Origin of the sequence: Campylobacter sp. RM12647, from assembly GCF_020138135.1 — a bacterium.
Lineage (GTDB): Bacteria > Campylobacterota > Campylobacteria > Campylobacterales > Campylobacteraceae > Campylobacter_E.
On the sequence record NZ_JACGAS010000002.1, the window covers coordinates 30899 to 43860 of the forward strand.

A 12962-nucleotide genomic window follows, 5' to 3' on the forward strand; every position below is an offset into this window, starting at 1 on the left:
ATTTATATCAATTTTTTAGCATTAATAAAAATCAAGCAACTTTTTAAGGATTTCATATGAATAAGACCATAAGAATGTCATTACTAGCATTTACGATAATTAGTTCAGTTCAAGCAGCAAGTTTTAATAATGGAACTTTGACTATTGATAAGTTAAACGACGAATATAATAATATTAAAGAAACAAACATAAGCAAAATTTCTTTTACCAATGGAACAAATGCTGAAACCACTAACTTTACTATGAGCGGTGGTGGGGACTTTCATCCTTTAGATAGTTTTAACGGAAGTTTTTATAACTTTACTATAAATAGTCAAGGATATTCATCTACAATGTTTAACAAAGAACAAAGAAGCACTTTGTGGATGAATTATAAAAGCTCCATGACAGTAAAAAATGATTTAACCGTAAATGGGGATTTAAATAACCCTTCAAATACTGAAGAAAAAGATTTAGGAAGTAAAGATGGCATTTATATGGAAAATCTAAATGCAACACTACTTGTAGAAGGCAATCTAATAGGTAATAACACTTATCTAGTAAATGACAAAGGAGCAAAATTTACAGTAAAAGGTAATACGAAATTAGAAAATACATTTTTACAAAACAAATGGGGAGAAATGACATTAAATACCTTAGAAGGTAATGGCTCTTCTACTTCTAAGCTAGAAAATAAAGCCGGTAATCTAAACGCTGACACTATTTCATCTACAACTATTAATAGCAAAGGCGGAACTCTAACTTCTAAAAATATCAATAATAATTCTATCATCAATAGCGAAACTGGTGGAACTATTAATGTTACAAATGAAATTAATGGCTCAACAATCAATGGTAATGGTGGGAATTTAACTGCGGGAAATATCACAAATAAATCTACTATCAATAGTAAAGGTGCGACTATTAAAGTAAATAGCAATATTGACAATTCAACAATTGAAGGCGATAGTGGAACTTTAACTGCGGGAAATATCACAAATAAATCTACAATTAATAGTAAAGGTGCAAATATAACTGCTGATAATATTACTGCTAATTCAATTATAAATAGTGAAAGTGGTGGGAATTTAAGTGTTACAAATAATATTGACAATTCAACTATTAAAAATAATGGTGGGACTATTAATGTTACAAATAATATAGTAGGTTCTACAATTGATGGAACTAGCGGGACTTTAAAGGTAACAAACAATATAGATAGCTCAACTATCAATAGCAATGGTGCTAAAATTGAAGTTACTAAAAATGTTACAAATAACTCAATTATTAATAGTAATACAGATGGTAATTTAACTATATCAGGCGATGTTCTAGGCTCAACTATTAATAGTAATGCTAATGGAAAATTAAGCGTTAATAATGTTAAAGATAACTCAACCATAAATAGCAATAGTGGTGGAACATTAGAAGTTAAAAATCAAATTGATAAATCAACCATAAATAATAAAGGTGGGACTTTAACTACAAAAGAAGTTAGTAATTCAACTATTACAAGTGATAGTGGGACTTTAAATATTAATGGCAATACAAGTGGCAATACTATTACTCATAATGGTGGGAGTGTAATATTAGGTAGTGATAGTGCTGATAGTCTAGGCACTAATAATACAATTAATATCAATTCAGCTGGCTTTAATATAAATTCTAATTTACTAAATGGCACGATAAATACAAAAGATAATAATGCTGCTACTTTTACTAGAGATAATACAACCATAACAGGCACTACAATCGTTGGAACTAGCAAAAACGCTGTTAATATAATAGGTGGTAAAGATAAAACTCTAAACCTTGTAAATGTTACTGCGAATAATTCTGATATAGGACAAGAAAAAGGCAGCACAAAAGGTGGGATTAATATCAAAGGTGGTAAATATACTGATGTTAATATAGGAACAACGGGTGGCACTTCAACACACGCTATACAAAAACTAACTATCACAGATAATGCAAATATAAGTGGGGATAGAATAAACGCTGATAATCTTACAATAGAGAAAAGCTCTGTAACTACTAGCGGAAGAATAAGCACAAATAGTAATGTTAAGATAGATAATTCTAATGTTAATTTTGAGCATATAGTTGTAGGTAAAGCAAATTCAACTATTGATATTACTAATTCAAATCTTACTTCAAACAACACTAAAGATGGTGGTATTTGGTCTACTCAAAGTGGAAATAAAATAAATATAACTAATTCTAAGCTAGATTTAGTAACCTTAAAAAGTGGTAGCGATATAACAATTAAGGATAATAAAACCGATAAAGCCTTAATGTCAAAAACAGAAGTAACATCAACTCAAGGCGGTGTAACTTTAGATAATACAGATAGTAATGCAAAGAACATAAATGGTAAAAATATCAATATTACTAACAATTCAAATATACTTTCTGGAACACTTAAAGCTAATGAAAATGTAAATATTAACAATAACTCAAATATCAAATCAGGCACAATCACAGCTGAGAGCGGAAACATTACGCTAGATAGTTCAAATACAAGCGAAAACGCTACTTTAGAAAGTAAGTTTAATAATGTTACTTATAAAGGCAAGTCTAATATACAAGGCAATACCATAGCAGGAAATGATATCATCATTGAAAATGGTGCAAATGTAAGCAAAGGAACTCACACAGCTACTAATATTAAATTAAATCAAAACGGAAATATAAGTGGCTCATCAGAGCTAAACGCTACAAATCAAGCTGATATTAGTGGCAATGTAAGTGGTGGTAAAATCACTGCAAATAACACTATAAACATTAATTCTGGTGGTAATGTAAGTAGTGGAGAATTAAATGCAAATGATATATATGTTAAATCAGGTAGCAATGTAAATGGTGGAGTATTTGCTGGCACAAATTCTATTAATATTGGAGAATTAGGTAAAGACAAAACTAATGTTAGTGGTGGAGAATTTACAAGTAATTATTTTAAATCTACTAATGCAAGTGTTAGTGGTGCAAATATCACTACAGACGGAGCTTATTTTCAAAACTCAACTTATAATGGAAATAGCTTCAAATCAACTGGCGATGTAATTATAGATAACAATAGCGAAATTAATTCAGCCCTTGATATAGGTGGTGATGCAACAATTAGTAGTGCAAGTAAAATTAATGCAGATATTACAAATGTTAAAGACATTACTATTAGCGACAAAGATACAATAATCAATGCCAATATAAATGCAAGTGGACTTGTAGATATGTCAAGTGATGCTACCTTGAATGCAGATAAAACAATCAAGGCAAATAAAGCTGCTGTAAGAAGTGCAAATGTAAAAGGTATTTTAGATATAGATGATAGTGTAAATTTATTCAATGCCAATGTAGAAAAAACTGCAAAAATTACAGCTAATAATAAAATCCAAGCATATATGTTTGGAAATATAAACGGAGAATTAGAATCTAAAAATAGTGATATACTCTTAGGATATGGAGCTAAATCAGATGAAAATGCTAAGTTTATAACAAATAGTGGAAGTGTTATTTTAAGTAATAAAATGTTAGATAGCAAATACCCTGCACCTGGCACTCAAGAAACCGATATAAAAGGGACAATTAATGCTAATAAATTGCTTGTAAAAGATGGTGCTACATTAAATGCTAATTCTACAATAACTACTACAGCAGAATTTGAAAGCAAAGCTATTTTAGGAGAAAGTGGTGTTGTAAATGCTAATAGCGTTACTTTAAACGATAGTAGCACTAAAACAAACTCACAAATTAATGCTAATGATATAAAAGTAAATAATGGCTCAACTATACAAGGTGGCTTAAAAGCTAAAGATATAACGATTGATAATTCAACAACAGAAAATGCTACCATAAATGCTAATACAATAACCTTACAAAACAAAAGCGTAATCAACGAAGGCACAAAGCTTAGCACAAATACTAATGGTGGTAAAATCATAATAGATGGAAAAGATACAAAAGTATTAGCGTCAATTGAAAATACTGATAATTTAGAAGTAAGAAATCAAGCTACACTTAGTGGTAATGTAAATATCAAAAGCACTACTACTATAAAAGACGCTAATTTATCGGGAAATCTAACTTCTAATGAAGTTAATTTCATTAATTCTAAATTAGACAATTCAAAAGAAACTACAATCAAAGCTAATAAAACATTATTACAATTAGCTCAAGATATGCTTTTAGAAAAATTAAACATTCAAAATAAAGATGCTAATAAAAATAATGATGTTAGAATTGATGGGAATTTAAAAATTGCTAATTCTAAGATTAGTTATTCTAATATAAATGCAGCAAGTGTAGATGATACATTAAATCTTAAAAATGTAGATTTAGCTAATGCAAATATAGGTAATGATACTAGCAAACGCTTAAATGATTTAACTTTAGATGATGTTAAATTTACTGGAGATACTATCAGTGCTAAAAATACTAATATCTTAAATACACAAGAAACTAAAGGAATTAATGCTAATTTAATTAAAGCTGATGAGAAATTAAGCATTACAAATTCTAAAAATATAAAAACAAATACTCTAAATGCAAAAAATACTGATATAAGTTCATCTAGCGTAACTTTAACAAATGGTAATTCTAGTGATTTTTCAGCTACTAAACAATCAGTTGTAAATGTTTTAGGAGAATTATTTACAAATAAAGCCTTAATAGATTGTTCTACTACTAATAATGGTTTAATTAAAGGAACTAATTTAGTTACCGTGCAAAATGGCTCTATTGTTAATTCAAATATTAATAGTAGCGGTAGAGTAGATATAATAGGTGGTGGCTCTTGTGCTAATAACACAACTACTACAATTAATAAAGCAATAGAAACTAATGAATTAGTAGCTAGAAGAGGTGCATTGATTAATGCAGATAGTAATTTTAACAATGCTACAATTGATAACGCTACTATAAAAGGAAATTTAACTAGCAAAAATCCTAGTGGAACGCTACTAATTGCAAATGGGGCTGAAGTTACTGGCGGAAATATTGATGTAGCAGGTAATATAATCTTAAGCAATGACGCTCAAAATCTAGGAGTGCATGATGGAATTAGTCCAGAACCACCTGCAGCTAATAAGAAAACTACCATTAACTCTACTATAAAAAATGCTAATGATATTACTTTAGGAAAAGATACAACGATAAATGCAGATATTAATAAAGCTAATAATATTACAGCTACAAATGCTACATTGAACTCAAGTAATGTAAATGCTAATAATCTTAATGCTAATAATTCTCAAATAGGTAAAGATGATAAGAGTTCTAATATTATCTTGCAAGGAATGGCAAATATAGCAAATAGCGTAATTGATGCGACAATTAATGCTATAAAAGATATTGTTGTAACTTCAGATGATAAGAATAATCCAAGCAAGATTAATTCTAAACTAACTTCAAAAGAAAATATCACAATCAAAGGAAGCGAGCCTACGCAAGTTAATGCTGATTTAAAAGCAGATAAAAATATCAATGTAACTAATGCAACTATAAAAGATAATACGAATTTAAATGCAAATAATGATATTAATTTAAACAACACTAAATCAAATAATATTAAAGCTACTTCAAATTCTGGGAATATTACTATTAGTGGTGGGGAGTTTAAAGGAAAAGACGCAATAATCACTGCAAATAATGGAAAAACCACATTAACTAATAATGCTAAAGTTTGCTCTAGCATTGATACTAAGGATTTGGATTTAAATAGTGGGGCTAGTATTTGTAGCGATGATACAACTCCTGTTACAATCACTAGCACAGGCTTAAGCAATATTGATGGTAAAAATGGTGTTAATATAGGAAAAGATGTTACATTTAATGCAAATAATTTGGATATTAAAAATATTGATGATAAGTCTAAATTAGACGCTAAATTAAATGCTAGTGGGGAATTTAAAGTAAGTAATTCAACTTTAAAAAATGATATAAGCGTTAAAGGAAATAAAGCTTGTTTTAAACCAGATAGCACGACAACTCTTAAAGGAAAAGTAGAAGTAGATTGCCTAGATTCTAATCAAACTACATTTGATGGCGAAGTTATAGCTAAGAATGTAAAAGATAATGGCTCACAATTTAACAATAAAACTACAATAGATGGTGGGACAAATGATTTAAATAATTCAACATTTAATAATGATTTAACACTAAAAGGCGAAGGCAATACTAAATTAAGCAATGCTTCTATGAAAGATTTAGTAAATGAAGCTATTAAAGTGGTATTAGATAATATTAAATCATTTAATAATATTACAAATCAAAATGGCGGAGATTTAAGCATTAATAATACTGATAAAATCGCTGGAACAAGTATTAAAAATAATGGAAATAAATCTAAATTAGACTTTAATAATATAGGCGAATTAGCAACCAAAATTACAAATGATGATGGCGGTATTTTAAGTCTTACAAATGTTAAAAATGTAAGCGAAGATATTACAAATAATTCAGAATTGAATGTAAATAATTCTATTATTAATGCTGCTATTAAATATGACAATAATAAGTGTGGGACATTAAACACTAGCAATGGAATTTATAATAACAATGTAGAACAATGCAATATAAATGCGAACTTAAATAATACCTTTAATAAAGATATTTTAGTGCATAATAATTCAGATATTTCAGGTAATTTCACTGCAAACACATTTAAAACAAATACGCTAAATGCTGATAATGCCTTTATAGAAATTACAGGAACTAAACCTATATCAAGCATTGATGATTTGGCTACAAATACTTATGATAAGACAAGCGATTTAAAAAATAGCACTTATACAATCAAAAATTCAACAATAAGAGCTACTAATACAAATAGCAATGGTATAGGTGGAATTAGAGCTGATAATTTAATAGTGGATAATTCACACATTCAAGCACAAGTTGTAACTAATACTCTAAATGCTAATAATTCTAAGTTTTATATTTATGGTGGTGGAATTGATACTAGTTTAGAAGATAAATTCAGTGGTCCTATCATAGTAAATAAAGAAGCTTTAGGAGAAAATAACGAAATCGTTTTATACAATACGAACTTAAGTAAGCTAGTAAATACAAGAGTTCCTATTGCTATTGTAAATGGTAAAAAAGAAGATAATGAAAAAGATAAAGCTTACTTTAAAGTAACTTATAAAACCGTTTTAGCTACTTATAATACTAAGGTTTTAAGCTTTGATGAAATAGGTAAAGATGGAGTATGGAGTTTAGGTTTAACAGATAAAGAACCAATAATTAATAAAGATAGCATTAGGTCTAATTTAGAAATAGATAAAGAAGCTTTAAAAGGTTTTGGTAAGGTTAGTGCTGATGATAAGGATTTATTGACTTTAGAATATCTTGACCCAGCTGTTACAAGTGCGATTAAAAACATAATGTATACACCATATTATGTTGCTAGATATTATATTGATGATAATGACTTAAGATTTAATTACTTAAGAAATGATGATAAAAATAAAGGTTTTTGGATAAATTCTGATTATGGTTATTTTGAAACAGATTCAAATAATTTAAAAGGTAGCAGAGTTAATGTAGGAGTAGATAATAAAGTATCTTTAAAAAATCTTGATGTAGCTTATGGTATAAAAGCTTCTAAAGCAAAACTAAAAGCTAATAAAGCATTAAGCACTGATGTTGGAATAACTGGCATTGGACTTTATGCTAGCACGAATTTTAATTCGGGATTTTTCGTTGATTATGACTTAAATTTACTAACTTTAAAGGGTAATTATAAGAGTGATTTAGCGATGATAAATACTACAAGATATGATAATTTATGGCAAGCAAAAGTTAAAGTAGGACAAAGATTTGGCTCTGATTATTATGTAGAACCTAATGTTAAATTAATAGCTACTCGCTATCCAAAAGTAAATATTGATGGAGCAGTATTAGGAATTCAAACAGAACAAGCAGCTCAATATACTGCAAAAGCAGGTATTAAAGCTGGTGCTAAAATCAATGATAAAGTAGGTTTAAATACTGAATTTGCTTATATTAAAGACTTAAACGAAAGTCCAAGTAATAGTGCTAATGATGGTATGACTTATTATTTTGAAAGGGTTCAAGATAGAGGATTTGAAATCAAATTCGGAGCTGATTATAAACCTAGTATTAATACTAACATTAATTTAGATTTTGCTAAGAGCATTACAAATCACTTTAATAATAACTACAATATAAACTTAGGATTTTCTTATAATTTCTAATCTAAAATCAAGCAAGGCTTTCTAAGTCTTGTTTGATTTATTTTCAATCAACAATGCTTTTAATATTTTTAACTTATAAAGATTTTTAGTTTGTCTAAATTCTATAAATAAAAAAGGATTTTTAAAAGATTAGCAAGGCTTTTTTAGGTCTTGTTTGATTTATTTTCAATCAACAATGCTTTTAATATTTTTAACTTATAAAGATTTTTAGTTTTTCTAAATTCTATAAATAAAAAGGATTTTTAAAAGATTAGCAAGACTTTTAAGCCTTGCTAATAAGGTTTATACATTAAATCTAAAGTGCATTATATCGCCGTCAATTACTTCGTAATCTTTACCTTCTAAGCGTAATTTACCTGCTTCTTTAGCTTTTGCTTCGCCACCACAATTTACGAAATCATCATAGCTAATTACTTCAGCCTTGATAAAGCCTTTTTCAAAATCATTATGAATTACACTTGCAGCCTTAGGAGCTTTATAACCTTTATGAATAGTCCAAGACCTAACTTCTTTAACCCCGCAAGTAAAATAAGAAATCAAATTAAGCTTAGCAAAACTTGTCCTAATAATAGCTGCTAAACCGCTTTCATTTACGCCTAATTCTTTTAAAAACTCATTAGCTTCAGCTTCGTCCATTCCAACCAAATCTTCTTCAAGCTTAGCACATAATTTTAAAACACTATGATTTGATTTGGCTGCATATTCACGCACCTTTTTTACATAATCATTATCATCTAATAATTCATCTTCGCTTACATTAACGCCATAAATTACTTCTTTAGCACTAAGTAATCTTAATTCTTTATTTAAAGTTATAAAAGCTTCGCTATCACGATTTGCATATTCACTAGCTAATTTGCCATCTTCAAGGTGTTTTAATAAATCCTGTGCTAATTCAAGGCATTCTTTAGCACCTTTAAGATTTGCTCTTGCTTCTTTGCTAAGTCTATCAAGCTTTTTATTAAGTTGTTCAATATCAGCTAAGATTAATTCAAGATTTATGATTTCTATATCTCTTAACGGGTCAACCCCACCTTCAACATGAGTGATATTCTCATCATCAAAACATCTTACTATATGTAAAATCAAATCAGTTTCACGAATATTTGCTAAGAATTTATTACCTAAACCTTCGCCTTTGCTAGCACCCTTTACAAGACCTGCAATATCTACAAATTCTATCATTGAGTGCATTATTCTTTCAGGATTTACTATATTTGCTAAGACTTTTAATCTCTCATCAGGCACTTCAACAATAGCTTTATTTGGCTCAATGGTGCAAAATGGATAATTTGCTGCTTGAGCGTTTGCTGCCTTTGTTAAAGCATTAAAAGTCGTGCTTTTACCAACATTAGGAAGTCCAACAATACCTACGCTAAGGCTCATTTTGCACTCCTTGCCATTCTAAGTAAGTTTATAATATTCATTCTAACTCCAGCTGCACTTGCTCCATAAGCATTCTCGCCCCACACTTTTTCTACATAAGCAGGTCCAGCTATATCTAAATGCAACCATTTGTCTTTATATTCTTTTCTAATAAACTCGCCTAAGAACATTCCTGCACTAATTGCCCCACCATATCTTGAGCTACCTGTATTGCTAACATCAGCTATTTTACTTTTAATAAGCTCTTTAATGTGTGGGTTAAAGTGTAAAACGCAAGTGTATTCGCCACTTCTTTTTGAATTGTTATAAAACTCGTTTTGCAAGTCTTCATTATATCCCATAATACCACTTGTATATTCGCTAAGCCCAACCACACAAGCACCTGTTAAAGTAGCTAAATCTATTAATAAATCAGGCTTTAAATCTTGAGCAAAACTCAAGCAATCTGCTAAAACCAATCTTCCTTCAGCATCAGTATTTCTTACTTCTATACTTACACCTTCTCTTGAAATCAATACATCATCAGGCATATATGATTTTTCGCTTATGCAGTTTTGTGCTGCACCTATAATTCCGTGTATTTCATAAGGTAGTTTTAACATACTAGCTGCTTTTAAAATACCTAAAACAGCAGCCGCACCACTCTTATCAGCTTTCATAGTTAGCATATAATCAGCTGGTTTAAGACTTAGCCCACCTGTATCATATACAAGCCCTTTTCCTACATAAACTATTTTTTTAATAGCGTTTTGTGGTTTATAAGCTAAGTGGATTAATTTTGCAGGATAACTACTTGCACGATTTACTGCTAAAAATGCGTTCATTCCTTCTTTTTGTAAATAATCATCGCTATAAACATTGCATTCTAAATCAAATTCTTTAGCTAATTTTAAAGCGTCTTTTTCAAAACTAAGTTGATTATAAGTGCTTGGAATTTCATTTACTATATTTTTTACATCTTCACAAGCATTTGCTAATACTTTACCTAGCTCAACGCCTTGTTGAATATCATCGTTTTGTTGTGTTTCAAGGCTTATTAATTCTATTTTAGAATTCTTAGGCTCTTTATGATATTTGTTAAACTCATATAAAGATGAAATAACAGCATAAATATGAGCATAAGCACTATAAAACTCACAACCAAGATTAATAAATTCAAGGCTAATGCTTTTTATATTTAAATTCCTAATGCTCTTAATCGCACTACCTAAACTAGCTATAAAACTAGCATAAGTTAATTCATCGTTTAAGCCAACATAAAGCGTTCTTTTAGCTAGGTTGCAAATCGCTCCAACTCCTTTATAATCATTTATTTCAAAAAATTCTTTATCATCAAATCTACTTAAATCTTTGTTTTGTATCAAACAAACTTTAAAATCAGTATTTTTTTCATTAAATACTACTTTCATTTTTTTTACCTTTCTTACTTAATAATTTATTTTCTAAACTTTTAAAAGCATATAAAATTAAGCATAAAAATCCTACAACTAAAATTCCTGCCAAATACCAATGGTCTTTCGCCCAATTAATAATCTCCCATATATGCTCACCAAAAATATACACTATAAAAATAGTAATAGCAGCCCATACTTGAGCTGAAATAAAATTAATTATTGCAAATTTCTTTGCACTATAATTAGTAAGCCCTATACTCATAGGAATAACGGTTCTAAAGCCATACATATAGCGTTGGATAAATATTATAGGCCAGCCGTATTTTTGAAGTAAAATCTGTGCTACTGCAAATTTTCGCCTTTGTGTTTTTAGCTTTTTTCTAATATAGCTTTTTGAGTATCTTCCTATATAAAAATATATCTGATCTCCCAAAAATCCCCCACAACCTGCTATAAATGTGATAAGTCCTATATGAATATGCTCTCCGTGAGCTGCAAGTCCTGCTAGTATTAATGCAGTTTCACCTTCTAGTGTGCACCATAAAAATATAATAATACTAGCAATTACGATTTTATCTCTAAATAAAGAAGTTAAAACCCCTTCAGGGTCAGCAAAAAAGGAATTTATAAAATTAATTATCATATCCATTGCTAATCCTTTAAAATACAATAAATATCATCACAATACTCTTTTAAAGCTTTATATCCACCGATATTTATATCTATTAAAAAACAACTCTTAATCTCTTTAGCACCTGCTAATTTTAATAATTTCATACAAGCAATGCTAGTGCCACCAGTTGCTAATAAATCATCCATAAAAAGAACTTTTACATCTTTTTTGCCTAAAAATGCGTCCTTTTTCATCTCTATTTTATCTTTGCCGTATTCTAAATCATATTCAATACTTAATAGCTCTCCTGGGAGTTTGTTTTTCTTTCTAATTGGAACAAAAGGGATATTTAAAATAGCTCCTAATGCAGCTGCAAAAATAAAGCCACGACTTTCAGCTCCTACTAAAAAATCAAATTCTTCATCTTTATATTTATCTTTTAAGTGATTTATTAAAACTTGCCAACCTTCTTTATCTGCTAAAAGTGTGGTAATATCTGCAAATACAATTCCTTCTTTTGGGTAGTTTGGATATCTTTTTATCTTCTCATTTAATAATTTTTCTATATTCATATTAATCCTTATAATAAGCTTTCAATTTTTGCTTCTAATTCTTTGATTTTTGTATTTAATTTATTATTTTCTAAGCGATATTGAGAATTTCTTGTCCTAAGGCTTGTTAATTCACTTTTTACCTTATCTAATTCTTCATTTAATACATCTATATTTCCTAAAGAGCGTTGAAGTTGTGTTTGTAGCTTTCTCATAACCACTTCTGTATCATCAAAATTAGTTTTTAAAAACTCTTTTGAGGCTCTTTCTTTATTAAGTAATGATTTATAATAATAAGTCATCACTAAAAAATAAATACATATACAAACTAAAGCAGTAATAACCATCCAAATAAATAACATTTATTGCCCTAATTTTTTTACTCTATTTTCGTGTCTTCCACCAAGAAATGGGGTATTTATAAAGGTTATGATTAATTTTTTTGCAAGTTCAAAATCAACAAATCTAGCGCCTAAAGATATAACATTAGCGTCATTATGTTCTCTTGCTAATCTTGCATAATCTTCGCAATGACAAAGTGCTGCACGAATATGTTTATGGCGATTTGCCGCTATGCTAATTCCTATACCACTTCCGCAAATAATAACACCTATTGCATTTGTATCGTTTTTAAACTCATTTGCTAATTTATTAGCATAATCAGGATAATCCACGCTATCATCACTATCACAACCAAGATTTATACATTCGTATTCTTTACTAAAGTATTCAATCAAACTAAACTTTAACTTAGTTGCTGCGTGGTCGTTTGCAAAATAAATTCTCATATTTTTCCTTAATATAAAATAATTTTAGTTTAATA

Annotated in this window: 7 protein-coding genes; 1 reads left to right on the top strand and 6 read right to left on the bottom strand. The window is 29.0% G+C overall.

The genetic code is table 11. The features are described from left to right. Positions 1-56 precede the first annotated feature (56 nt). Positions 57-8195: a hypothetical protein gene (locus AVBRAN12647_RS01145; protein ID WP_336614564.1), complete on the top strand. Its 8139-nt coding sequence runs from the start codon at positions 57-59 to the stop codon at positions 8193-8195. Between the two features lie 282 nt (positions 8196-8477). Here AVBRAN12647_RS01145 and ychF read toward each other — a convergent pair whose 3' ends face one another. From ychF to AVBRAN12647_RS01175, 6 genes are read right to left on the bottom strand one after another with little or no spacing between them, the layout of a single operon-like run. Next, positions 8478-9581: a redox-regulated ATPase YchF gene (ychF, locus tag AVBRAN12647_RS01150; RefSeq protein ID WP_214119875.1), complete on the bottom strand. Its 1104-nt coding sequence runs from the start codon at positions 9579-9581 to the stop codon at positions 8478-8480. Beyond that, complete coding sequence (locus tag AVBRAN12647_RS01155) at positions 9578-10990, bottom strand: leucyl aminopeptidase (protein WP_336614565.1); 1413 nt, start codon at positions 10988-10990, stop codon at positions 9578-9580. Before AVBRAN12647_RS01155 ends, ychF begins: the two co-directional genes overlap by 4 nt. Beyond that, a complete protein-coding gene (locus AVBRAN12647_RS01160) occupies positions 10974-11624 on the bottom strand; it encodes a DedA family protein (protein WP_250325095.1) in 651 nt (216 codons plus the stop codon). Before AVBRAN12647_RS01160 ends, AVBRAN12647_RS01155 begins: the two co-directional genes overlap by 17 nt. Positions 11625-11626: 2 nt before the next feature. Next, positions 11627-12160 (bottom strand): adenine phosphoribosyltransferase, encoded by a 534-nt coding sequence (gene apt, locus AVBRAN12647_RS01165; RefSeq protein WP_336606797.1) that lies wholly within the window; start codon positions 12158-12160, stop codon positions 11627-11629. Positions 12161-12168: 8 nt separating this feature from the next. Beyond that, entirely contained in the window at positions 12169-12501 is a 333-nt protein-coding gene (locus AVBRAN12647_RS01170; protein WP_214115786.1) for a hypothetical protein, read from the bottom strand. Further along, the gene (locus AVBRAN12647_RS01175; RefSeq protein ID WP_336614595.1) at positions 12502-12942 is read right to left on the bottom strand and encodes an RpiB/LacA/LacB family sugar-phosphate isomerase; all 441 of its coding nucleotides are present in this window, start codon (positions 12940-12942) and stop codon (positions 12502-12504) included. Positions 12943-12962: the final 20 nt, after the last annotated feature.

Bases quoted from the DNA above. Each gene is read 5' to 3' on its own strand.
- AVBRAN12647_RS01145 (WP_336614564.1), top strand. From the start codon at position 57: ATGAATAAGACCATAAGAATGTCATTACTAGCATTTACGATAATTAGT.
- ychF (WP_214119875.1), bottom strand. From the start codon at position 9,581: ATGAGCCTTAGCGTAGGTATTGTTGGACTTCCTAATGTTGGTAAAAGC.
- AVBRAN12647_RS01155 (WP_336614565.1), bottom strand. From the start codon at position 10,990: ATGAAAGTAGTATTTAATGAAAAAAATACTGATTTTAAAGTTTGTTTG.
- AVBRAN12647_RS01160 (WP_250325095.1), bottom strand. From the start codon at position 11,624: ATGGATATGATAATTAATTTTATAAATTCCTTTTTTGCTGACCCTGAA.
- apt (WP_336606797.1), bottom strand. From the start codon at position 12,160: ATGAATATAGAAAAATTATTAAATGAGAAGATAAAAAGATATCCAAAC.
- AVBRAN12647_RS01170 (WP_214115786.1), bottom strand. From the start codon at position 12,501: ATGTTATTTATTTGGATGGTTATTACTGCTTTAGTTTGTATATGTATT.